Here is a 21,976-nt window from a genome sequence, read left to right as displayed (position 1 = left end):
CGATTGGAAAGCTAGCCGTTTTTACCCCGTAGGGGCTTGCGGGTTTTCGGGCTAGCTTTGCTAGGAACAGGTGGCCCCGCCGGGGCCGAATTGGCAGTCGGGAACGTAGTCTTTTACCGGTTGATGTGTTGCAGCAAGCGCTCAATGGCCGCATAAACCGTATCCAACTCTTCATCGGTGATGCAATACGGCGGTAGAATGTACAGGACATTCCCCAGCGGCCGCATCAACACGCCCTGGTCGAGCAGAAACTGGTAGGCGGTATCGCGAATGGTGTTGAAATACGAGCTGGTTTGGCTGTCCGCATCCAGATCAAATGCCAGAATGGTGCCTTGTTGGCGGACGTTTTTCACACCCGGTTTTTGGGTGAGGTGTTCCGCAAAAACCGCATGCCGCCGACTGATTCGCTGAATGGATTCCTGTGTTTTATCAGAAAGCAGCAGGTCGAGGCTGGCGAGGGCCGCCGTACAGGCCAGTGGATTGGCTGTAAACGAGTGGCCGTGGAAAAGCGTTTTGTGCTTGTCTTCGGATTTAAAAGCGTCATAAATCTTTTTGGTACAAGCCGTTACGCCCAGCGCCATTGTTCCGCCGGTCAGTCCTTTCGACAAGCTCATCAGGTCGGGTTGTTCGCTGAGGTGATGCGAGGCAAACAATTTTCCCGTTCGGCCAAAACCGGTCATCACTTCATCGGCAATAATCAGGGCGCCGTGGCTGCGGGCCATGCCGATGAGCTGATTCAGAATTTCCGGTTTATACATAACCATGCCACCGGCTCCCTGAATGAGCGGTTCGAAGATAAAAGCCGCTACATCGTCGCTCAGCAACGACTGCAATTGGTTGACCGCTTCCTGCTCGCGTCCCGGAACGGGCGTCGGAATATACTCGACATCGAACAAAAACGGCACGAACGGGCTCGTAAAGGCGCTTCGTCCGCTGACGGCCATCGCGCCGAATGTGTCGCCGTGGTAAGCGTCTTCGAGCGCAATGACTTTCCGGCGCGGTTGTCCGGTATTGTGCCAGTACTGAAACGCCATTTTAAGTGCCACTTCCACCGCCGTCGAACCGTTGTCCGAATAGAAAATCTTGTTCTGGTTAGTGGGTAAAACAGGCAACAGCCGCTCGGCCAGTTCGATGGCCGGTTTGTGGGTAAAACCGGCAAAAATGACGTGTTCGAGCGTTTGGAGTTGTTGGGCTACTTTCTCCGCAATGTACGGATGGCTGTGGCCGTGGGTATTGACCCACCACGACGAAACCGCATCGATGTATGTGGTGCCGTCTTCGGCATACAGCCGCGTTCCCTCGCCCCGAACAATCGGAATCGGCAGCGGAGCAGTTTGCATTTGCGTAAACGGATGCCAGATGACGGCCTGGTCGCGCTCGCCCAGACTCTTTAAACCGGTCAAATCTTCAAGACCTGACCGGTTTCTATTCTCATTCGTGTAGACCTCCATCGTATTCATTCAATTTTTTCTGCAAGTCAATCGCATGCCGACTGACAAACTCGTTGGTCACCTCGGTTCCCCACTCAATTCGTCCCAAGCAATTCAATCCCGTATAGTTCAGGATAAACGCTTCCGTAGCCGGTGTTTCGGGGCCGTTAAAGATAATTCCCCGTATCGGAATAGACCGGCTTTGCAAAGCTTCAACTGACAGCAGCGTATGGTTGATGCTGCCCAGGTAATGTTTGGAAACCAGCAAAACCGGTAGATCCAGTTGTTTCACCAGATCGATCATCAAGTCCTGGTTATTTAGCGGCACCATCAACCCGCCCGCCAGTTCAACGATGAGATGATTGGTCGTTTGGGGTAATGCAAAGGCGTTGAGCGAAATCTCAATACCGTCGATGGCCGCAGCCGCGTGGGGCGATAACGGTTCCCGCAGCCGATAGGTTTCCGGATGAAACCGGCTAACCGGATTCGAAATCAGCCGCCGGACGGTTTCCGTATCCGAATCTTCGAGCGCACCGGATTGCACGGGCTTCCAGTAATCGGCCTGTAAGGCTTCCACGATGATAGCCGACACCACAGTTTTGCCAATTTCGGTGCCGATACCGGCCATGATGAATTGCAACGGTTTACGCATAGTAACAGGTTTTTGGATAGGAACACGGATTTAACGGATGGAACGGATCAAAAACGGATCAAATCTGCGCTAATCCGTCCCATCCGTTAAATCCGTGTTCCATCAATATATTTTAACGTCTGCACCAACAAATCGATTTCCGGTTCCGAATTAAACGCATGCAAACAAATCCGCAGCCGTTCGCGCCCCACCGGCACCGTCGGGCTGACGATGGGCCGGATGTCAAAACCGGCTTTTTGCAGTTGCGTTGCCACAGCCCGGCACGCGTCATTACCCGGCACGATCAAGCCTACAATCGGGCTATCGGCCGAAGTCCATTCCGTTTGCGGCAACTGTTCCTGAATTTGCTGTTGAAAATACGTTCGTAGCGCGTGCAAACGCTCAATAAGTGGTCCGTTCTGCGGCAAAAACCGGTAAACACGCTGGATAGCCAGCAAACTGTGCGGAGGCAGAGCCGTCGAATACACAAAGGAACGGGCAAAATTAATCAGGAAATCGCGCAAAGCCGTCGACCCCACCACCGCTGCCCCGTGAACACCCAGTGCCTTTCCGAAGGTGTGAATCCGTGCAAAAACCCGCTTCTCCAAACCGAGCGCCTGAACCAATCCTGCGCCGTTTGGACCGAAAACGCCCGTTGCGTGGGCTTCATCGACGATTAACGCGGCTTCATACCGTTCGCAGAGGTCAGTCATTTCGGCTAAGGGCGCCAGATCGCCGTCCATCGAATACACCGACTCAACGGCCACGTAAACCGTTCCCGTAGCCCGTTTTAAGCGGTTTTCCAGGTCATCCAGGTCGTTGTGCCGGAATTTAAAGCGATTGGCGACGCTCAGCCGCGAACCGTCGATCATGCTGGCGTGAATCAATTCATCGGTCAGCAGGGTGTCGCCCCGTTGTGGCAAACTGGCCAGCAAGCCGATGTTGGCGTCGTAACCGGAATTAAAAATCAGCGCGGCTTCGGCGTTGTGAAAGACGGCGATTTCGGATTCCAGCTCTTCGGCCAGCGCGGAGTTCCCGGCCAGCAACCGCGAACCGGTGGCACCGTTCAGCAGCGTCGGATGGCTGGCGACGGCCTGGGCAATGGTGTCTCGCAAGACCGACGACCGCGCCAGACCGAGGTAATCGTTGGAGCAAAAATCAACTAAGTTTTCGGGCTTTTTCAAACGCCGGAGTAGCCCGGCTTCCCGGCGCTTTTCCAGCAATTCCAGCACGGCAGTATCCGCTTTTATCACCTTGTTTTCAGATTATTTGCAAAGGTAAGCAGGAAGCCGGTGACGAAAAACTATGTGGACAAATGGGATGAAATCAAGACTTATCCACACAGGAATGTGGATAAGTCGCTCTGTTTTAGCTTTTTTGTAGAAAAAGTGTATAAGGTAAAGTATGATGGCCTGACTATCAGAGACTTATGTTTGAGCGTACAAATGGCGGTTTTTCACCGCAAACTGAGTTTAACAGAGCCCGATCCGGTATGCATCAGCCCGCATTTTGCCCGGTTTCTATGGCCAGTAAACGGGCCGAATCTTCATCCAGATACACGTAACACGCCGGGTGTGATTGCAAAATACTGGCCGGAAAAAGATTGCTGACGGGTTGCTCCAGCGTGTCTTTGACGGCCCGGGCTTTTCGCTCATCCGGCACCGAGCAGATAATATGCCGCGATTTCATGATTTGCCGAACCGACATGCTAATGGCCTGGGTAGGAACGTCTTCCAGCGACGGAAACCAGCCTTCGTTGAATTGCTGGCGTCGGCAGGCGGCATCCAGATTGACGATCAGATACGGTTCTTCCGTTTCGAAATCAGCCGGGGGATCGTTGAACGCCAGATGCCCGTTTTCGCCAATACCGGCCAGGGCGACGTCGATGGGATGCAACCCGATGAGGTTACTCAACTGCCGGATTTCTGCCTGAGGATCAATCTCGCCGTTGATGAGATGAACGGCTTTCAAGGGCGAAACCTGATCCAGAAATCGTTCCTGCAAGTATTTTCGAAAACTGGCGGGGTGCGAAAGTGGCAAACCGATGTACTCATCCAAATGAAACATCACCACCCGGCTCCAGTCGATATCTTCCCGAATAAGCTGCTGTAGCGTGGCAAACTGGCTGGTTCCAGTGGCCAGAATGACGTTGGCCTGGCCCCGGTCGGCAATGGCTTCGCGGATGAGGGCTCCGGCTTTCCGGCCTGACTGCTCGCCCAGTTCCCCGGCGGTTTTTGAAATCTGAATGTTCATAAAAACGATTGAATGCGGTTTTCAGCGTAAAAATTTGAAAAATAGGGTTGGTCAACTAAAGACCTTTGATACCGGTTGTGCCGCCCGTGGTCAGGCTGATGTCGACCGGTTTGTTGGTTTTCCAGGAACCGCCGGTAAAATCCGGCACGTCGATGGAATTGGACCGATGGGCCACCGACCACTCACTGAGCGGACCAATGCTGCTCCAGAGCGCGGCATCATACACATCCTGGTCCAGCGGCAACCCGTTGCGCAGGCAGTCGATCAGCCGCCAGTCCATCAGAAAATCCATGCCACCGTGGCCGCCTACCTGCTTGGCCAGTTCGCCCACGCGTTTGACGATCTCCGGCTGGTATTTCTTTTCGAGTTCCTGATAAGCGGTTTCCGACAACCACTCGTGTCCCGTCGAAATCCGGCCCGGCAGCGGATATTTCTGGGCGGTGGCTTTTGTTCCGCTAACGAGGTGGATCCGGGAATACGGGCGCGGGGAACTGACGTCGTGCTGGAGCATGATCGTCCGGCCTTTTTTGGTCCGAATCGTAGTTGTGTTCATGTTGCCCCGGAACGATTTGCCCTGAAACTGCTTAAAATCAGTGTCCTGCGCGGCCAGTTCGTTGATCTTTTTGCTGATCATAAAATCCTGGCTGGACATGGCCACCAGATAATCCATCTGATCACCCCGGTTGATGTCGAGCACCTGGGCAATGGGCCCCAGACCGTGCGTCGGATACAGGTTGCCGTTGCGCTGGTTTTCCTTCAACCGCCAGAGGTCGTAGCGTTTGTTTTTATCAAAGAAGGAATCGAAAATGTCGTGGATGTAAGCGCCTTCCACATGGACCAGTTCGCCGAAAAAACCCTGGCGGGCCATGTTCAGCGTGAGGAGTTCGAAGAAATCGTAGCAGCAGTTCTCCAGCATCATGCAATGCCGTTTGGTCCGTTCGGATGTTTCCACCAGTTTCCAGCAATCGTCGACGGTGGTGGCAATGGGAATCTCGCAGGCGACGTGTTTGCCTTGTTCCATGGCATACAAAGCCATCGGCGTGTGCAGATTCCAGGGCGTGCAAATGTAAATCAGGTCGATGTCCTTCCGGTCGCAAAGGGTTTTCCAGCTATCGGCTTTTCCGCTGTAATAGGTCGGGCGGTGGGCGGTTTTCTCCAGCGACTTTCGGGCTTCCTCGACGCGCTCCGGCCGAATATCACAAACCGCCTGAACGACTACATTTTCCAGGTGAACAATCCGCTGAAGCGCTCCGGAGCCCCGGTTTCCGATTCCGATGTAACCAATCCGAACCGTATCGATTTTGGGCGCGCCAAAACCGCACATGTTGAAGGCCTGTTTCGGAGGACGAGGAGCCTGGGTGACAGACGGCAAACCGTAGCTGAACGGAGCCGTGGAGAGCCCGGCACCGGCCAGCCCGGTCAGTTTTAAAAAATCCCGGCGTTTCTTGTTCATGGGTATCAGGTTATCAGTGGAATCAGTCAGAAACCGAAGTAATTAGAAATCGCCCGTGGAATCAATTAATTTGCCAAATAAAGTAGCGAGAACGTTACCGAAAAGCAACCGATGCGACGCCACTACATTACGATTAAGGATATTGCCCGGGAATTGGATATTTCGGTTTCGACGGTTTCCCGCGCTTTGCGGGATGCGTACGATGTGAATCCGAAAACGCGGGAAAAAGTCCTGGCGAAAGCGATGGAACTGCATTACAAACCTAATTTCAACGCCATTGGGCTGGTGCAAAGCCAGACGCACCACATCGGCGTGTTGATGCCCGCGATCACCAATTATTATTTTTCGACGGTTTTTACCGGTATCGAGCAGGTCGCCAACGCCCACGGTTACAACCTGATTGTGTTTATTACCAACGATTCGGCCGAACGTGAGCAGGCTATTCTCAACGACCTTTCGCAGAGCAGTCTGGACGGTTTGCTGGTGTCGGTATCGTCCCGGGCCGACTCACAGGCCCATTTTGAAGAATTGATTCGAAACGGAATCCCGGTGGTGTTTTTTGACCGGGTTGCCGATGCGGTTTTGACTTCCAAAGTGATGCAGGACGATTACCACGGCGCTTTCGAAGCCACGCAGCACTTGATCGATCAGGGGTATCGGCGAATTGCGCACCTCGCCGGTCCCGCGGGACTGACATTTACTCAAAAACGCCGGAAAGGATACGAAGATGCGCTGGAAAACAGCGGTCTGTCGGTTCAATCCGACTGGATTATTCACTCTGGTTTTTCGCAGGAATGCGGTTTTGACGATGTGACTCAGTTATGGAAGCTGGCCGAGAAACCGGATGCCTTGTTTGCCGTCAACGACCGGAAAGCGATTGGGGCCATGCTGGCATTAAAAGAGCGGAACATTCGTATTGGAAAAGAAGTGGGCGTTATCGGATTCACCAACGATCCGATGGCGCAGATTATCTCTCCAACGCTGACGACCGTGGCCGAACCCGCTTTTGACATCGGAAAACTCAGTTGTGAATTGTTACTGAAACACATAAGCAGGAAAAACTTCGAAGCGCAGGACGTGATTTTACCGGCCCGACTGATCGTTCGGGAATCGACACGGCGTTGAATCTTTGCTCAGGAAACCTGCAAAACGAGCTTCCCGAACTGTTTTCCGGCTTCCATTTTCCGAAGCGCCTGTTCGGCATTTGCCAACAAAAATACCTCATCCAGAACGGGAACCAGTTGGTTTTCTTCTACAAACCGGGTCATATCGGCGAACTCGGGTTCGGTTCCCATCGTCGTGCCGTAAATGTTCAGTTGTTTGAAGAAGACTTTGGACGGGGCTACATCCATAATATTTCCCGTTGTTCCGCCGTAGAAAACAATGCGGCCACCCGGCGCGGCCACATCGACCAGTTTGGCGAATCCCGGCCCGGCGGCACTGTCGATGATGACGTCGAAATACCCGCCTTTGCCGCCCCCGGTTTTTGCCATCAGCGTTTTGGCCCACTCCGCATCGTGGTAAATAACCCCGCCGGTTGCGCCCAGATCCAGCGCCCGTTGCCGTTTTTCCTCCGAACCGGACGTTACCCAGACTTCAGCGCCGAGGGCCACGGCAAATTGCAGAGCCGTCAGGGCGACTCCTCCGCCAATTCCGGTGATCAAAACCCGCTCCGGTTGATTCGTTTGCAATCGGGCCCGGGTCATCAACGCCCGCCAGGCGGTCAAACCCGCTAACGGGAGGGCGGCAGCCTGTTCGAAGGTCAGATGAGCCGGTTTCCGGTGCAGGTAGCGGGCCTCGATTTTCAGGTACTCGGCGTAGGTGCCGTTGTCGGGCATACCCAGAATTCTGAAATCCGGCCCGTAAAAGTTGGGATTTGGTCCCCAGTTCAGCGCCGGATTGATGATCACTTCCTGCGATGACCAGGCCGGATCGACGCCGTCGCCGGTTTCAATGACAATACCGGCCCCGTCGGATCCGAGAATCGTCGGCAACTGCATTTTGGGATACAAACCGTGCTGAATAAACACATCCCGGTGGTTGATTCCGGCAGCTTTGATTTGCACAATCACCGCACCGGGCCCGGCGGTGGGTGTTTCAACGTCAACGTATTGGGCCGGTTGGTGAAGCGCGGTTTGGACGATGGCTTTCATAGGTCTAATGGTTGATCGGCATTCAAGATCGCATTTCGAACGCTGCCAAATTTTGCCAGCAATTCCTCGGCTTTTTCCCGCGTCACGCCGGTTTCACTCATCACCATATTGGCCGCCCGGATTTTCAGTTTGTGATTGGTGAGCTGCATATCAACCATTTTATTGCCTTTTACGCGGCCCAGTTGAATCATGACCGAGGTCGAGATCATGTTGAGAACCAATTTCTGCGCGGTTCCCGACTTCATGCGCGTGCTTCCCGTCACAAATTCCGGTCCGACCACCACTTCAACCGGGAATTCGGCGGCCTGGGCAACGGCCGATCCAGGATTGCAAACGACGCAACCCGTCAGAATACCGGCTTCGCGGGCCTGCTGCAAACCGCCGATGACGTAGGGTGTCCGGCCCGATGCGGCAATGCCGATGAGCGTGTCGAGATGATCGATGTGATAAGGGGCCAAATCCTTCCACGCCTGCTCGGAATCATCTTCCGCATTTTCGACGGCACTGCGAATGGCGCGGTCACCACCGGCAATCAGGCCAACCACCAGATCCGGCGAAACGCCGTAGGTGGGCGGGCATTCCGAGGCATCGACAATGCCCAGACGACCGCTGGTTCCGGCACCAATGTAGAACAACCGGCCGCCTTCTTTCATCCGTTTTACGACCTCCGTTACGAGTGCTTCAATTTGCGGAATGGCTTTCTCAACCGCCAGCGGAACGGTTTTATCTTCAGCATTGATGTGCGTCAGCAACTCCTGAACAGACATTTGCTCGAGGTGATCGTAGTGGGATGCGTTTTCGGTAATCATTGTATAGTTCTATTTTAAGTCTATCAAAAGTACAATCAATTCTATAGTATCTATGCATAGTGAAAAAAAATGCTAAAAAATCAGACAAAAAACCTTGCGTATTTCATTTCATTTTTTTTCCTTTGGATCGAATTACGCTTTCAGCGAATTTTCGCTAATTGAAATTATGACGACTACAACACCCGACAAAACACAGCTTAACCGGTACAGTGCTACACTGACACAGGAAGTCAGTAACCCAGCGGCTCAGGCCATGCTTTACGGCATCGGTTTGACGGAAGACGACATGAAGAAACCCCAGATCGGAATTGCCAGTGCCGGTTACGACGGCAATCCGTGCAACATCCATTTGAATGGACTGGCGGCTTATGTCAAAAAAGGGGTAAATGAAAGCGGTTTGGTCGGTTTAGTCTTCAATACGATTGGTGTTTCCGACGGCATGACCAACGGAAATGACGGCATGTCCTACTCGCTGCCTTCCCGGGATTTGATTGCCGATTCGATAGAAACGGTCGTTCACGCCCAATGGTATGACGGCGTCATTGCCGTGGTTGGTTGTGATAAAAACATGCCGGGTGCTTTGATGGCCGTTGGTCGGATCAACCGCCCCGCGATTCTGGTATACGGCGGTACGATTCGGTCCGGAAGCTACAAAGGCCAGAAGCTGGACATTGTGTCGGCGTTTGAAGCGTACGGCAAAAAAGTAGCGGGTAACATCAGCGACGAAGATTATAAAGGCGTCATCCAAAATTCGATCCCCGGCGCGGGCGCCTGCGGGGGCATGTATACGGCCAACACCATGGCGTCATCGATGGAAGCGCTGGGCATGAGTTTGCCCAACAGTTCAACGTATCCGGCCACGCACGAAGGCAAGCAGGAAGAATGCCGCCGAATTGGAGCCGCTATGATGAACCTGCTGGAAAAGAACATTACACCCCGCGACATCATGACCAAGCAGGCGTTTGAAAACGCCATGACGGTAGTGATGGCCCTTGGCGGTTCGACCAATGCGGTTTTACACTACATCGCGATTGCCAAATCCGTCGGCGTTTCGCTCACGTTGAAAGATATTCAGGACATCAGTGACCGGACGCCGTATCTGGGTGACCTGAAACCGAGTGGGAAATATTACATGGAAGATGTTTTAGCAATCGGCGGGGTTCCGGCGGTGATGAAATATCTGTATAACGCGGGTTATCTCCACGGTGACTGCCTGACGGTGACGGGAAAAACCATCGCCGAAAATCTGGCCGAAGTCCCCGATCTGAATTTCGAAACCCAGCAGATTATCCGCCCGTTCTCCAATCCGATCAAGAAAACCGGCCACATCCAGATTCTGTACGGCAACCTGGCTACACAGGGTGCGGTTGCTAAAATTACCGGTAAAGAAGGCGAGCGGTTTGAAGGCATCGCCAAAGTGTGTGATCGCGAAGAGCAATTGCTGGAGTTTATTCAGAAAAGAGAGATTGAAGAAGGCCACGTGGTGGTTATTCGTTACGAAGGCCCGAAAGGTGGCCCCGGAATGCCCGAAATGCTGAAACCAACGTCGGCCATCATGGGCCTGGGGCTGGGCGATAAAGTGGCCTTGATTACCGACGGGCGGTTTTCGGGGGGTACGCACGGTTTTGTGGTGGGCCACATCACACCCGAAGCGCAGGACGGCGGCAACATAGCCCTGGTTCATAATGGTGATAAAATCACGATCGACGCCGTCAATAATGTGCTTCACCTGCACGTTTCGGACGAGGAACTGGCTGAACGCCGGGCCAACTGGACCGTTCCGCCGATGGAAGCAGCCGCTTCACACGGTATTTTGCGGAAATATGTGAAATTGGTCAGCTCGGCGAGTGAAGGCTGTGTAACGGACGAATAAGGACGAATGGAAATCAACAAATAGTCGTGCTAACCGACGAAATATAAACAGACAATACGATGAATACGACGGTCATTGAATTAACGGCAGAAAAACCGCAACCGGCTGTTCCATCTGCTAAGTTGCTTAAACCCCTGACGGGTGCCGAAGCGCTCATGCAGGCTTTGGTGGAAGAGGGCGTAGAAACGATTTTTGGCTACCCCGGCGGGGCCATCATGCCGGTCTACGACGCTCTGTACGATTATCAGGACCGCCTGAACCACATTCTGGTGCGCCACGAACAGGGTGCAGCCCATGCCGCCGAAGGATACGCCCGCGTGACGGGCCGGGCCGGGGTTTGTCTGGTAACGTCGGGACCCGGCGCGACGAATCTGGTGACCGGTATTGCTGATGCCCTGATCGATTCGACCCCGATGGTTTGTCTGGTGGGTCAGGTTGCGGTGAAATTGTTAGGAACCGACGCGTTTCAGGAAACCGATGTGATTGGGATTACCATGCCGATTACGAAATGGAATTACCAGATTACGAGTGCCGACGAAATTCCGGAAATTGTTGCCAAAGCCTTTTATTTGGCGCAATCGGGCCGTCCGGGTCCGGTGGTGCTCGATATTACTAAAAATGCGCAGCAGGAGCTGATGACCAAATCTTTCCACTATCAAAAATGTGAGAAAGTGAGCAGCTACCGCCCGCGTCTGGTACCGAAACAGGAGCAGGTTGAAAAAGCCGCCGAACTGATCAACAAGGCCAGAAAACCGTATATCCTCGTTGGACATGGGGTGTTGATTTCCAAAGCCGAGAAAGAACTACTCGCTTTTGTTGAAAAAACCGGTATTCCGGTAGCAACAACGTTACTGGGTCAGTCGGCGCTTTCGGTCGATCATCCATTGTATACCGGCTGGTTGGGCATGCACGGAAATTACGGTTCCAATGTGATGACCAACCAGTGCGATCTGCTGATTGGCATCGGGATGCGATTCGATGATCGCGTAACGGGAAACGCCGACTTGTTTGCCCGTCAGGCCAAAGTGGTTCATATCGAGATTGATCCGGCTGAGATCGATAAAGTGATCAAGGCCGATGCGCCGGTGATTGGCGATGTGAAGGAGGTGCTGAACCGCCTGATGCCGCTGGTGAACGAAAACGATCATACCGCCTGGCGCAACGAGTTTCGGAAGTACGACGATATTGAAGATGAGAAGGTTACGAAGCCGGCCATTGCGCCGACGACCGAAAAAATAAAAATGGCAGAAGCCATTAATCTGCTGTCGAAAAAGACCCGTGGCGAAGCCGTAATGGTGGCCGATGTTGGTCAGCACCAGATGATGACGTCCGCTTACTACGAGTTTAAGAAACCGCACAGTCTGGTTACATCAGGCGGTTTGGGAACGATGGGTTTTGCACTTCCGGCGGCTTTTGGCGCTAAAGTGGGCGATCCAAGCCGCGAGGTAATTGCCATTATCGGGGACGGTTGTTTCCAGATGACACTTCAGGAACTGGGCACGATTGCGCAGAATAAGCTTCCGGTGAAAATCATCATCCTGAATAACAATTATTTAGGGATGGTGCGGCAGTGGCAGCAGTTGTTTTTCGAACGCCGGTATTCGTTTGTCGAATTGCAGAATCCGGATTTCATCACGATTGCCAAAGGATTTGGCATTACGGGCCATACGTGTGCTCAACGGGAAGATTTGTCGGCATCGCTCGACACGCTGCTGGCATCCGAAACGCCGTATTTGCTGGAAATCATTGTTGAACAGGAGGAAAATGTATTTCCGATGGTTCCCGCCGGTACGAGCGTTGCCGATATTCGGCTGGAGTAAGTACCCACGGACCGGCGGGCGCTCCCGTTTAGTCCGTGAATCGTGAAGTGTAAAAAATAAAAAACACAGACTCAACGGGAGCGCCCGCCGGTCCGTGGGTACGAAGAAAATGAACACATACACCATTTGCATATTCACCGAAAACACGATTGGTCTGCTCAACCGGATTACGATCATTTTTACCCGTCGGCGGATTAATATCGAAAGCCTGACGGTTTCGGAAACGGAACGGATGGGCGTTTCGCGCTTTACGATCGTTATCAAGCATGATTCGCGGGAAGCGGTTGAAAAACTGGTTCGCCAGATTCGGAAAATTATCGAAGTAATGGCGGTTTTTGGCTACTTGAACGACGAAATCGTGTCGAACGAAATCGCCCTTTTCAAAATCGCCACACCACTCGGGTCCAAACCACTCGACATCGAGTACATCAACAAAAACTTCAACGCCTGGGTGGTATACTGGCAGCTGGACTACGTCGTCATCGAGAAAACCGGTTCGGAAAAGCAGATTTTTGAGTTTTTCAGTTACATCAAGCCTCACGGTATTCTGGAGTTCGTGCGGTCGGGCCGGGTGGCCGTTGGAAAAACCGAAAAAGGGCTGGTCGAGTATCTGCCTGAATATGAGTGGGAATATTATTTGTAAGAAATGCGATATTTGTGCCCGGATTAATCTAATACGACCTGAAGTCGCAGGAGCAGTATCGGCATTCCACTCATTTCCATACATCAGTAATCAATTTTAATTCAAAATAAACCAGTCAAACAATGGCAAAAATTAACTTCGGCGGAGTTGAAGAAGAAGTCGTGACCCGCGAAGAATTTCCTCTTGAAAAAGCCAGAGAATTCCTCAAAGACGAAGTCATCGCCGTCATCGGTTACGGTGTGCAGGGTCCAGGTCAGTCGCTGAACATGCGCGACAATGGTTTCAATGTCATCGTTGGCCAACGCAAAGGCAAAACCTACGACAAAGCCGTTCGCGATGGATGGGTGCCGGGCGAAACCTTGTTTGAAATTGAAGAAGCCCTCGAAAAAGGGACCATTATCTGTTTCTTGCTGTCGGATGCCGCTCAGATCGAGTTGTGGCCGACCGTTAAAAAATACCTGACTGCCGGAAAAGCCCTGTATTTCTCGCACGGTTTCGGGGTTACCTACAAAGATCAAACCGGTATTGTTCCTCCTGAGGATGTCGATGTATTCCTGGTGGCACCGAAAGGCTCAGGAACGTCGCTGCGCCGGATGTTTGTCGAAGGCAAAGGCTTGAACTCGAGTTTTGCCATTTATCAGGATGCCAGTGGCAAAGCCCGCCAACGGGCCATTGCAATGGGTATCGGCGTGGGTTCCGGTTACCTGTTCGAAACGAATTTTTATAAAGAAGTAACATCGGACCTGACCGGCGAACGCGGTACGCTGATGGGTGCCATTCAGGGAATTTTTGCGGCTCAGTACGACGTATTGCGGGCCAACGGCCACTCACCTTCCGAAGCATTCAACGAAACGGTGGAAGAACTGACGCAGTCGCTGATGCCGCTCGTGGCCGAAAACGGCATGGACTGGATGTATGCCAACTGCTCGACCACCGCGCAACGCGGAGCCCTCGACTGGTGGAAACCATTCCGGGATGCCACCAAGCCGGTTTTTGAACAATTATACAACTCGGTAAAAGCCGGTGAGCAGGCGAATATCTCCATCACCCGTAACTCACAACCGGATTACCGCGAAAAACTGGAAGAAGAACTGAAAGAACTTCGCGAGTCGGAAATGTGGCGGGCCGGAACAGCCGTTCGCAGTTTGCGTCCGGAGCGTAATTAAGTTTGGGGCGGGATTTTCCGCGTGATTGAGGGAGTTTAGGAACCGGGTGCTAAAGTTTTCTGCAATTTGAGTAACTTTAAAGTCCTGATAACGGCTCCTAAACTCCCCAATCCTTAAACTGTAACCTATTTTAACGTGGTAGAAGCGGAGAAAAATATAACCTTTCCGGACGTAGACAACATCTATCTGGCGGCTGAGCGGTTGCGGAGTGTCGTATCCCATACGCCTTTGCAGGAAAATCTGAATCTGTCAGATAAATACGGTGCCACTATTTTTCTGAAACGTGAAGATTTGCAGGTGGTCCGATCCTATAAGATTCGGGGCGCCTACAACAAAATGGCCAGCCTGCCCGCCGAATCCCTGGCGAAGGGCGTGGTTTGTGCCAGTGCCGGCAACCACGCGCAGGGCGTAGCGTATGCGTGTCGAAAAATGGCCGTCAAAGGTATTATTTTCATGCCGACGACCACACCGAATCAAAAAGTAAAACAGGTCAAACTCTTTGGGAAAGAGTTTGTGGAAGTGGTTCTGATCGGCGATACGTTCGACGATGCCTACCATGCCGCCATGGACTACGTCGATACGCACGAGAGCATTTTTGTGCATCCCTTCGACGACTTGCAGGTGATGGAAGGGCAGGGAACCGTTGGTTTGGAGATTTTCAAGGATTCCAACTTCAAAATTGACTACCTGCTGATGGCCGTTGGCGGGGGCGGTTTGGCCGCCGGGGTTTCGACGGTATTTCGGCAACTGAGTCCCAAAACCAAGCTCATTGGCGTGGAACCCTTGGGGGCGCCTTCCATGAAAGCGTCGATGGATGAGGGCCATGTGGTTGCGTTGAACGAAATTGACAAGTTCGTCGACGGAGCCGCCGTTAAACGCGTCGGTGACATGACGTTTGAAATCTGTCGTCAGAATCTCGATCAGGTTATTCTGGTACCGGAAGGGAAAGTTTGTACCACGATTCTGCAACTGTATAACGAAGATGCGATTGTGGCCGAACCCGCCGGAGCTTTGACCATTGCTGCCCTGGATTTTCTGAGGAATGAGATCAAAGGCAAGAACGTCGTTTGTCTGGTTAGCGGAGGCAATAATGACATTACCCGTACGGAAGAAATTAAAGAACGATCACTGCTGTATGAAGGGCTGAAGCATTATTTCATCATCCGGTTTCCGCAGCGGGCGGGTGCCATGCGCGAGTTTCTGAGCGATGTGCTGGGCGAAACCGACGACATTACATTATTTGAATATTCCAAGAAAACCAATCGTGAACGCGGCCCGGCTCTGGTCGGTATCGAATTGAAGCACAAAGCGGATTTTGAGTCGCTGCTGCAACGCATGCGCGAAGCCAAAATCCAGTTTGAATACTTGAATGACAAGCCGGATTTGTTTGAGTTTTTGATTTGAAAACGCTTCAACATGAAAACCGCTGTCCAGTCTAAAGAGCAAGCGATGGAACGCATCGAGTCCCATCAATCGGCTTTAAAACAGTTTGGGGCCGCTCGTTTAGGCTTGTTTGGATCATTTGTCCGTAACCAGCAGAAAGACGATAGCGATATTGACTTCGTTGTTGAGTTTCAGGAAGGCAAAAAGACGTGGTGCGGTACACATACCGTGAATTCGATTGGTCCGGTTTTGCCAAGCTGAGAGATCGACTTATTCATCATTACTGGGGAATTGAGTATGAAATTATCTGGGACGCTATCCGTACTGAAATTCCAGAAAATAAAGTTTGGATAGATTTTATAATCGAGCAAGAAGAAAGTAACGTATGAGTCAGCCCACAACCCTGTTTGATAAAATCTGGGACGCCCACGTCGTCAAGGCGATGGACGATGGCCCGGATGCGGTTTTTATCGATCGCCATTTTATTCACGAAGTGACCAGTCCACAGGCTTTCGATGGGTTGCGGAAGCGCGGCATCGGGGTCTTCAATATTTCGCGGACCACGGCCACGGCGGACCACAACGTGCCGACGAAAGACCAGCATTTGCCGATTAAAGAAGCGCTTTCGCGCCATCAGGTGGAAACCCTGCGGAAAAATTGTACCGATTTTGGTATTGAACTATACGATCTGGGCCACCCGTTTCAGGGAATTGTCCACATTATCGGACCCGAATTAGGACTAACCCTGCCGGGAATGACCATCGTCTGTGGTGACAGCCACACCAGCACGCACGGCGCGTTGGGCAACGTTGCCTTCGGGATCGGAACCAGCGAAGTGGAGCAGGTTCTGGCCACGCAGTGCATTCTGCAATACAAACCCAAACGGATGCGGATCAACATCAACGGCCAATTGGGGAAAGGCGTTACGTCGAAAGACATCATTCTGTACGTCATTGCGCAAATATCCGCCAGTGGCGCCACCGGTTATTTCGTGGAATACGCGGGCGATACGATTCGCAGTTTGTCGATGGAAGCCCGGATGACGATCTGCAACATGAGCATCGAAATGGGTGCGCGCGGAGGACTGATTGCTCCCGACGAAACCACCTTCGAATACATTCGCGGCCGGCGGTTTGCGCCCCAGGGCGAAGCGTTTGACCGGGCTGTTGAACGCTGGCGGGAATTGAAAACCGACGAAGGAGCCGTATTTGATCTTGAACTGAACTACCGGGCTGAGGATATCGGGCCAATGATTACCTACGGAACCAACCCCGGAATGGGCATATCCGTGGATAGTCACGTACCGAATCTGAGCGAAATACCGCAAAGCGAGCTGGCTTCCTACACGAAGTCACTGGCGTATATGGGTCTGGAACCGGGCATGGAGTTGATCGGAAAACCGGTCGATTACGTGTTCATCGGATCTTGCACCAACGCGCGGATTGAAGATTTGCGGACGGTAGCTGAATTTGTAAAAGGCAAGACCAAAGCCGAAGGAGTGGAAGTCTGGATTGTGCCGGGTTCGGTGCAGGTGTCGAATCAGGCCAAAGCCGAGGGGCTGGATCAGGTATTTATCAGCGCCGGTTTTGAACTCCGCGAACCGGGCTGCTCGGCCTGTCTGGGCATGAACGAAGACAAGGTTCCGGCGGGAAAATACTGCATTTCGACCTCCAACCGTAACTTTGAAGGCCGTCAGGGACAGGGTGCGCGGACGTTCCTGGCCAGCCCGATTATGGCGGCAGCTGCGGCCGTGACCGGGAAAGTGACGGATGTGCGAGAATTGGTGTAAAACAATGCAAAGTCAAACGCTTTTTCAAACGATTCAGACGTATCTGCTGGGCAAAAATGTCCGCAAAGCATCCGTCTTTGGATCCTATGCTCGTGGCGAAGAGACCAGCGAAAGTGATGTAGATCTCCTGATTGAAGCTGAGGGAGTAACGTTGTTTGATATTTTGCGATTTGAAGAAGAGTTATCGAACCTGACGAAAAAGGCAATTGATATCGTGGAGTATAAGGCGATTAAACCTTCTATTCGCGATCAGCTATTGGCAAGAAAAGTCGATTTGATATGAATCGGGATGATACGGTTTACTTGCAGGACATTATTGAAAGTATTGATATTATTTTGATTATGTAAAGGAGGTAACCGAAGTCGATTTCAACCAAAGTACATTGATACAGGATGCTGTCTACCGGCGCTTTGAAATTATTGGAGAAGCAACTATTCGTTTATCGGATTCATTAAAGACTAAGTACCCGGAGGTCGAATGGAAACTGATGCGAGCCATGCGAAACAAACTGGCTCATGAATACTTTGGGATATCAGCCTCAACGGTTTACAATACCGTGAAAGCTTATTTGCCTAATCTGTTGGAAAAGCTAATAAAAATTCAGAATGAGCAAAGAAACCATGCATAAACTCGTCTCGACGGCGGCTCCGCTGCCGATTGAGAACATCGATACGGACCAGATCATCCCGGCGCGGTTCCTGAAAGCCACTACGCGTGAAGGATTCGGTGATAACCTGTTCCGGGACTGGCGTTACAATGCCGACAATACGCCCAAAGCCGACTTTGTTCTGAATAATCCGATCTACGCCGGGGCCAAAATCCTCGTTGCGGGTAAGAATTTCGGCATGGGGTCCAGCCGCGAGCACGCGGCCTGGGCCATTCATGATTACGGTTTTAACGTGGTGATCTCCAGCTTTTTCGCTGATATTTTTCGGAATAATTCGCTGAATAATTTCGTATTACCCGCTCAGGTTTCGGATGAATTTCTGGCAGAAATTTTCAAAGCCATCGAAGCTGACCCACAAACGCAGATTACCGTCGATCTGGTGAATCAGGAAATTGTGCTGGAAAACGGTTTGAAAGAATCGTTTGCCATCAACGCGTATAAAAAAGAGTGTTTGATGAACGGCTACGACGACATCGATTACCTGTTGAGTTTAAGTTCAGAAGTTAAAAAATTTGATCTGGCGCATGCTAATTTTTGATTGAGTGATTGCGTGATTGAGTGAATTAAAAAACATGATCTTCGATCTATTCACTCAATCACTAAACCGCTCATTCGCTCATTGAAAACGAATGAAGAAACACATTGTAGTTATCGCCGGTGATGGGATCGGCCAGGAAGTAACCACCGTTGGAAAACAGGTTCTGGATCGGATTGCGGAGAGATTCGGCCACGAATTTACGTATGACGAGGCTCTGATTGGACACGCGGCCATCGAAGCTACGGGCAATCCGCTTCCCGAAGAAACCATTACCAAGTCGAAGCAGTCGGATGCCATTTTGTTTGGCGCAGTTGGTCACCCGAAATACGACAACGATCCGTCGGCGAAAGTGCGGCCCGAACAGGGATTGCTCGGGATTCGGAAAGCCCTGGGATTGTATGCCAACCTGCGGCCCATCAAGTTGTTCGACGAACTGCTACAGGCATCAAGTATTAAACCGGAGTTTCTGCAAGGTGCTGACATTCTGTTCTTTCGGGAACTAACGGGCGATGTGTATTTTGGCGAAAAAGGACGGAGAGACGACGGAAATACCGCTTACGACCTCATGATTTACAGCCGCTACGAAGTGGAACGCATTGCCGTCAAGGCGTTTGATGCGGCCATGACCCGCCGGAAAAAACTCTGCTCGGTCGATAAAGCCAATGTGCTGGAATCGTCCCGGTTGTGGCGCGAAGTGGTGCAGGACGTGGCCAAACGGTATCCGGAAGTTGAAGTGGAACATCAGTTTATCGATACCGCTGCCATGTTGCTCATCAAAGATCCGCGCCGGTTCGACGTGGTCGTAACGGGCAACCTGTTCGGCGATATTCTGACGGACGAAGCCTCGCAGATTGCCGGTTCGATGGGCATGCTGGCGTCGGCTTCCATTGGCGACACCACGGGGCTGTACGAACCAATTCACGGTTCGGCGCACGACATTACGGGCAAAGGCGTTGCCAATCCGCTGGCGTCTGTGTTGTCGGTGGCTTTGATGCTCGAGATTTCGTTCGGCATGAAAGCCGAAGCCGAAGCCGTAGTCGATGCCATCGATCAGGTCTTGAAAGCCGGTTTTCGAACCCGCGACATTGCGAATGCCAACACCCCCGCCGACCTGATTTTAGGTACGGAAGCGATGGGAAAGCAAGTACTTTCCAAACTTTGATTACGCGAGAACACTCTATCCCAATTTACTCTTATTAACCATGAGCCAACGGATTTATATTTTCGACACCACCCTGCGCGACGGCGAGCAAGTGCCGGGTAGCCAATTATCTACCGAAGAAAAAATCGTGGTGGCGAAAGAACTGGAGCGTCTCGGCGTCGATATTATTGAAGCGGGATTTCCGGTTTCGAGCCCCGGCGATTTTCGGTCCATTGTTGAAATCTCGAAAGCGGTTTCTGAGCCGGTCATCTGCGCCCTTTCACGGGCGAAAAAAGAAGACATCGATGCCGCCGGTGAAGCCCTGAAATATGCCAAACGGAAGCGGATTCACACCGGTATTGGTTCGTCGGACATTCACATCCGCAACAAGTTCAACAGCACACGGGATCAGATTGTGGAGCAGGCCATTGCGGCCGTTAAACACGCCCGTACCTACGTGGAAGATGTGGAGTTTTACGCCGAAGACGCGGGTCGGGCCGACCTGGCGTTTCTGGCCCGGCTAACCGAAGCCGTCATTGGCGCGGGTGCCACGGTGGTGAATATTCCGGATACAACCGGTTATTGCCTGCCGGATGAGTATGGCCAGAAAATTAAATACATCTACGAACACGTTTCGAACGTCCATAAAGCGATTATTTCCATCCACTGCCACAACGACCTCGGCCTGGCAACGGCTAACACGCTGGCCGGTATCCAGCAGGGCGCGCGGCAGGTGGAAGTAACGATCAACGGCATTGGCGAACGCGCCGGAAACACCTCGCTGGAGGAAGTCGTGATGGCGTTGCAAGTGCATAAAGAACTGGGTTTTGAGACCAACATCAATGCCAAACGGTTGTTCCCGGTTAGCCAGCTGGTGTCGGAAATGATGAATATGCCGGTGCAGGCCAATAAAGCCATCGTGGGTCGTAATGCCTTTGCTCACTCGTCGGGTATTCATCAGGACGGTTTTCTGAAACACTCGGAAAACTATGAAATCATGAATCCGCACGATGTAGGCGTTCCCGAATCGTCGATCGTGCTGACGGCCCGCAGCGGTCGTCACGCACTGAAACACCGCCTTGAACTGCTGGGTTTCCGGTATGACAAACCGACCCTGGACACCATCTACACCCGTTTTCTCGACATGGCCGATGTTCGCAAAGAGGTGAATGACAAGGATTTGATGGAACTGGTTCGCTGATAATAGAACCCTGTTAGGTTTTGAAAACCTAACAGGGTTGCGGTTTTGCGTCGAAACAGAATAAGGGCGCGATGAATTAAAAAACAAACCTGTCAGGTCTCAAGACCTGACAGGTTTTACAGGGACAGGCAGGAAGCTTGTCCTTTTTTATTTTCTTTACTTTATGAACTACACTGAACTGCAACTAACGCTTCCGGCTGATTATACCGACATTTTCATGGCCGAACTCGGCGCATTAGGTTTTGAATCCTTTGTTGAAACGGACGAAGGGCTGAGTGCCTACATTTCTGAGTCGGATTTTGATGAAACTGCGGTCCAGTCGGTTATCGATAAATACGCCGATCAAACCGCAATAGCCTACCAGATCAATTCGTTAGAAAAAAAGAACTGGAACGAAGAGTGGGAACGGAATTACCAGCCCATCGAAGTTCAGGATCGGATTCGTGTTCGGGCGTCGTTTCACGAACCGGATGCCGGTTTTCAGTACGACATTGTTATCAATCCGAAAATGTCGTTTGGAACCGGTCACCACGAAACGACGGCCATGATGCTCGAACATCAACTGAGCGTCGACGCGGCCGGGAAAACCGTGCTGGATGTTGGTTCCGGAACCGGTATTCTGGCGATTCTGGCCGCTTTGCAGGGTGCCGAACGGGTGGTGGCATTCGACATTGAAGAATGGGCCATCGAAAACGCCCGCGAAAATGCCGAATTGAACGGCTGTTCGCAAATTGAAGTGTTTCAGGGCACGATTCATGAGGTTAACCCGACAGAACGGTTTGACATCGTGCTGGCCAACATCAACCGGAATGTGTTGCTGGACGATATACCGGTTTACGTCCGGCTGATGAAACCGGACAGCACATTACTGGTGAGCGGTTTTTACGAACAGGACGCGCTGGATATTGAGGAAAAAGGATTGGCCGAAGGGCTGATAAAAACCGGGCAGTTGTCCCGGAATAAGTGGGTTTCACTACGATTTATCAAAAGTACCCGCGGACTTTAGCCCGTGTTTTTAGGCTCAT

21 protein-coding genes and 1 pseudogene are annotated in these 21,976 nt (G+C 51.9%); 15 read left to right on the top strand and 7 right to left on the bottom strand.

The genetic code is table 11. The features are described from left to right. Positions 1-113 precede the first annotated feature (113 nt). The 5 genes from bioA to EHT87_RS28295 all read right to left on the bottom strand — a co-directional run bounded on the left by bioA (position 114) and on the right by EHT87_RS28295 (position 5,767). Positions 114-1,451 (bottom strand): adenosylmethionine--8-amino-7-oxononanoate transaminase, encoded by a 1,338-nt coding sequence (gene bioA, locus EHT87_RS28315; protein ID WP_124910214.1) that lies wholly within the window; start codon positions 1,449-1,451, stop codon positions 114-116. Next, positions 1,432-2,082, bottom strand: a complete 651-nt coding sequence (gene bioD / locus EHT87_RS28310) for a dethiobiotin synthase (protein WP_124910138.1) — start codon at positions 2,080-2,082, stop codon at positions 1,432-1,434. Before bioD ends, bioA begins: the two co-directional genes overlap by 20 nt. An 86-nt stretch (positions 2,083-2,168) precedes the next feature. Beyond that, entirely contained in the window at positions 2,169-3,314 is a 1,146-nt protein-coding gene (locus EHT87_RS28305) for an aminotransferase class I/II-fold pyridoxal phosphate-dependent enzyme (RefSeq protein ID WP_124910137.1), read from the bottom strand. A 244-nt stretch (positions 3,315-3,558) separates the two neighbouring features. Beyond that, complete coding sequence (locus tag EHT87_RS28300) at positions 3,559-4,314, bottom strand: glucosamine-6-phosphate deaminase (protein ID WP_124910136.1); 756 nt, start codon at positions 4,312-4,314, stop codon at positions 3,559-3,561. A 55-nt stretch (positions 4,315-4,369) separates the two neighbouring features. Then, a complete protein-coding gene (locus tag EHT87_RS28295; protein ID WP_124910135.1) occupies positions 4,370-5,767 on the bottom strand; it encodes a Gfo/Idh/MocA family protein in 1,398 nt (465 codons plus the stop codon). A 111-nt stretch (positions 5,768-5,878) separates the two neighbouring features. Here EHT87_RS28295 and EHT87_RS28290 point away from each other — a divergent pair, with 111 nt between their 5' ends. Then, on the top strand, positions 5,879-6,892 hold the full coding sequence (locus EHT87_RS28290; RefSeq protein WP_124910134.1) for a LacI family DNA-binding transcriptional regulator: 1,014 nt from the start codon (positions 5,879-5,881) through the stop codon (positions 6,890-6,892). Between the two features lie 8 nt (positions 6,893-6,900). Here the strand turns inward: EHT87_RS28290 and EHT87_RS28285 are convergent, their stop codons facing one another. Beyond that, positions 6,901-7,920 carry a quinone oxidoreductase family protein gene (locus EHT87_RS28285; protein ID WP_124910133.1) on the bottom strand — a complete coding sequence of 340 codons (1,020 nt, stop codon included), beginning with the start codon at positions 7,918-7,920 and terminating at the stop codon, positions 6,901-6,903. After that, complete coding sequence (gene murQ, locus EHT87_RS28280) at positions 7,917-8,729, bottom strand: N-acetylmuramic acid 6-phosphate etherase (protein ID WP_124910132.1); 813 nt, start codon at positions 8,727-8,729, stop codon at positions 7,917-7,919. The genes EHT87_RS28285 and murQ overlap by 4 nt, the downstream gene beginning before the upstream one ends. Before the next feature lie 166 nt (positions 8,730-8,895). Between murQ and ilvD the strand changes: the two genes are divergently transcribed. The 14 genes and pseudogenes from ilvD (at position 8,896) to prmA (ending at position 21,957) form a co-directional block, all read left to right on the top strand. Then, the gene (gene ilvD, locus EHT87_RS28275) at positions 8,896-10,602 is read left to right on the top strand and encodes a dihydroxy-acid dehydratase (protein WP_124910131.1); all 1,707 of its coding nucleotides are present in this window, start codon (positions 8,896-8,898) and stop codon (positions 10,600-10,602) included. Between the two features lie 59 nt (positions 10,603-10,661). Then, positions 10,662-12,422: a biosynthetic-type acetolactate synthase large subunit gene (gene ilvB / locus EHT87_RS28270; protein ID WP_124910130.1), complete on the top strand. Its 1,761-nt coding sequence runs from the start codon at positions 10,662-10,664 to the stop codon at positions 12,420-12,422. A gap of 109 nt (positions 12,423-12,531) precedes the next feature. After that, the gene (ilvN, locus tag EHT87_RS28265) at positions 12,532-13,065 is read left to right on the top strand and encodes an acetolactate synthase small subunit (RefSeq protein ID WP_114407724.1); all 534 of its coding nucleotides are present in this window, start codon (positions 12,532-12,534) and stop codon (positions 13,063-13,065) included. Between the two features lie 122 nt (positions 13,066-13,187). Beyond that, a complete protein-coding gene (gene ilvC / locus EHT87_RS28260; protein WP_124910129.1) occupies positions 13,188-14,231 on the top strand; it encodes a ketol-acid reductoisomerase in 1,044 nt (347 codons plus the stop codon). Positions 14,232-14,366: 135 nt separating this feature from the next. After that, on the top strand, positions 14,367-15,635 hold the full coding sequence (gene ilvA / locus EHT87_RS28255; RefSeq protein ID WP_124910128.1) for a threonine ammonia-lyase IlvA: 1,269 nt from the start codon (positions 14,367-14,369) through the stop codon (positions 15,633-15,635). 12 nt (positions 15,636-15,647) lie between these two features. Continuing rightward, positions 15,648-15,875, top strand: a complete 228-nt coding sequence (locus EHT87_RS28250) for a nucleotidyltransferase family protein (RefSeq protein WP_124910127.1) — start codon at positions 15,648-15,650, stop codon at positions 15,873-15,875. Continuing rightward, positions 15,824-16,003: a HepT-like ribonuclease domain-containing protein gene (locus EHT87_RS31900; RefSeq protein WP_124910126.1), complete on the top strand. Its 180-nt coding sequence runs from the start codon at positions 15,824-15,826 to the stop codon at positions 16,001-16,003. Before EHT87_RS28250 ends, EHT87_RS31900 begins: the two co-directional genes overlap by 52 nt. Further along, the gene (gene leuC / locus EHT87_RS28240) at positions 16,000-17,403 is read left to right on the top strand and encodes a 3-isopropylmalate dehydratase large subunit (RefSeq protein WP_124910125.1); all 1,404 of its coding nucleotides are present in this window, start codon (positions 16,000-16,002) and stop codon (positions 17,401-17,403) included. The genes EHT87_RS31900 and leuC overlap by 4 nt, the downstream gene beginning before the upstream one ends. Positions 17,404-17,407: 4 nt before the next feature. Further along, positions 17,408-17,686, top strand: a complete 279-nt coding sequence (locus EHT87_RS28235; RefSeq protein WP_185716370.1) for a nucleotidyltransferase family protein — start codon at positions 17,408-17,410, stop codon at positions 17,684-17,686. Between the two features lie 67 nt (positions 17,687-17,753). Next, a pseudogene (locus tag EHT87_RS31895) lies at positions 17,754-18,032 on the top strand (HepT-like ribonuclease domain-containing protein); the annotation flags it as partial. Beyond that, entirely contained in the window at positions 18,010-18,609 is a 600-nt protein-coding gene (gene leuD, locus EHT87_RS28225; RefSeq protein ID WP_124910122.1) for a 3-isopropylmalate dehydratase small subunit, read from the top strand. The pseudogene EHT87_RS31895 and the gene leuD, both read left to right, overlap by 23 nt. Positions 18,610-18,700: 91 nt before the next feature. Then, positions 18,701-19,771 carry a 3-isopropylmalate dehydrogenase gene (gene leuB, locus EHT87_RS28220; RefSeq protein WP_124910121.1) on the top strand — a complete coding sequence of 357 codons (1,071 nt, stop codon included), beginning with the start codon at positions 18,701-18,703 and terminating at the stop codon, positions 19,769-19,771. 40 nt (positions 19,772-19,811) lie between these two features. Then, on the top strand, positions 19,812-20,951 hold the full coding sequence (locus EHT87_RS28215) for a 2-isopropylmalate synthase (protein ID WP_124910120.1): 1,140 nt from the start codon (positions 19,812-19,814) through the stop codon (positions 20,949-20,951). 163 nt (positions 20,952-21,114) lie between these two features. After that, a complete protein-coding gene (gene prmA, locus EHT87_RS28210; RefSeq protein ID WP_124910119.1) occupies positions 21,115-21,957 on the top strand; it encodes a 50S ribosomal protein L11 methyltransferase in 843 nt (280 codons plus the stop codon). Positions 21,958-21,976 lie beyond the last annotated feature (19 nt).

Source organism: Larkinella knui, from assembly GCF_003858645.1.
Lineage (GTDB): Bacteria > Bacteroidota > Bacteroidia > Cytophagales > Spirosomataceae > Larkinella > Larkinella knui.
The sequence above is the reverse complement of the archived record's forward strand: the minus strand, read 5'-3'. Positions and strand labels throughout refer to the sequence as shown.

What these genes read in the sequence shown, in the direction of transcription:
- murQ (WP_124910132.1), bottom strand. Translation starts at nt 8,729, where the DNA reads ATGATTACCGAAAACGCATCCCACTACGATCACCTCGAGCAAATGTCT.
- EHT87_RS28295 (WP_124910135.1), bottom strand. Translation starts at nt 5,767, where the DNA reads ATGAACAAGAAACGCCGGGATTTTTTAAAACTGACCGGGCTGGCCGGT.
- EHT87_RS28250 (WP_124910127.1), top strand. Translation starts at nt 15,648, where the DNA reads ATGAAAACCGCTGTCCAGTCTAAAGAGCAAGCGATGGAACGCATCGAG.
- EHT87_RS28215 (WP_124910120.1), top strand. Translation starts at nt 19,812, where the DNA reads ATGAGCCAACGGATTTATATTTTCGACACCACCCTGCGCGACGGCGAG.
- ilvD (WP_124910131.1), top strand. Translation starts at nt 8,896, where the DNA reads ATGACGACTACAACACCCGACAAAACACAGCTTAACCGGTACAGTGCT.
- EHT87_RS28300 (WP_124910136.1), bottom strand. Translation starts at nt 4,314, where the DNA reads ATGAACATTCAGATTTCAAAAACCGCCGGGGAACTGGGCGAGCAGTCA.
- ilvC (WP_124910129.1), top strand. Translation starts at nt 13,188, where the DNA reads ATGGCAAAAATTAACTTCGGCGGAGTTGAAGAAGAAGTCGTGACCCGC.
- EHT87_RS28235 (WP_185716370.1), top strand. Translation starts at nt 17,408, where the DNA reads ATGCAAAGTCAAACGCTTTTTCAAACGATTCAGACGTATCTGCTGGGC.
- ilvN (WP_114407724.1), top strand. Translation starts at nt 12,532, where the DNA reads ATGAACACATACACCATTTGCATATTCACCGAAAACACGATTGGTCTG.
- leuB (WP_124910121.1), top strand. Translation starts at nt 18,701, where the DNA reads ATGAAGAAACACATTGTAGTTATCGCCGGTGATGGGATCGGCCAGGAA.
- EHT87_RS28290 (WP_124910134.1), top strand. Translation starts at nt 5,879, where the DNA reads ATGCGACGCCACTACATTACGATTAAGGATATTGCCCGGGAATTGGAT.
- bioA (WP_124910214.1), bottom strand. Translation starts at nt 1,451, where the DNA reads ATGGAGGTCTACACGAATGAGAATAGAAACCGGTCAGGTCTTGAAGAT.
- EHT87_RS28285 (WP_124910133.1), bottom strand. Translation starts at nt 7,920, where the DNA reads ATGAAAGCCATCGTCCAAACCGCGCTTCACCAACCGGCCCAATACGTT.
- ilvB (WP_124910130.1), top strand. Translation starts at nt 10,662, where the DNA reads ATGAATACGACGGTCATTGAATTAACGGCAGAAAAACCGCAACCGGCT.
- prmA (WP_124910119.1), top strand. Translation starts at nt 21,115, where the DNA reads ATGAACTACACTGAACTGCAACTAACGCTTCCGGCTGATTATACCGAC.
- bioD (WP_124910138.1), bottom strand. Translation starts at nt 2,082, where the DNA reads ATGCGTAAACCGTTGCAATTCATCATGGCCGGTATCGGCACCGAAATT.
- leuC (WP_124910125.1), top strand. Translation starts at nt 16,000, where the DNA reads ATGAGTCAGCCCACAACCCTGTTTGATAAAATCTGGGACGCCCACGTC.
- leuD (WP_124910122.1), top strand. Translation starts at nt 18,010, where the DNA reads ATGAGCAAAGAAACCATGCATAAACTCGTCTCGACGGCGGCTCCGCTG.